This window comes from Escherichia sp. MOD1-EC6021, from assembly GCF_002965245.1.
Lineage (GTDB): Bacteria > Pseudomonadota > Gammaproteobacteria > Enterobacterales > Enterobacteriaceae > Escherichia > Escherichia coli_F.
Map to the genome: position 1 here is coordinate 1 of NZ_PTRU01000113.1, position 547 is coordinate 547.

At 34.6% G+C, this 547-nt stretch carries 1 pseudogene; it reads right to left on the bottom strand.

Going from position 1 to position 547, the window contains the following annotated elements:
• Positions 1-454 precede the first annotated feature (454 nt).
• Positions 455-547, bottom strand: a pseudogene (locus tag BEB54_RS29880) (molecular chaperone GroEL); the annotation flags it as partial.

The window sequence follows — 547 nt, forward strand, 5'->3', positions numbered from 1 at the left end:
AGTTTAATGTTGGTAGAACCATCATCAATAAAGATTTTCATAACCAGTCTCCGTTGCTCATAAACAAATAGAAAAAACAAATATGCTTCATACATGCAATTTATATTCAATTATAATGGAAAGATGGTCTTTCTGAAAGGGTGCAAGCAACATAAAAACACAATAAACTGCATGTATATCGCACGTACAACCTTAAGACCAGAGAAAATCATAGATACAAAAAACATTATGAGTGTTATATGTGATACATAAATGCAATATAAAAATATCTTTGACATCATGGTTCAGGTTAAGGGAAGGGAATGAAATGGTGAAACTGAGAGGAAAGGAAAGCGGTGACGAATCATGTCACCATATACAGAAAGATGTCTAATGGGGACTCTTTAGGTACACTAAGAATCCCCATAACGCATTTAAAAGACACACATTAGATACCCTTAAGGTATCCGATAGCTTATTGACCTATTGCGCCATCACGTTCAAGCTTCTCTCTTATAGCCTCAATAATATATGAGCTAAAATCCAGAGATGTTTTACTGGTCGCTTT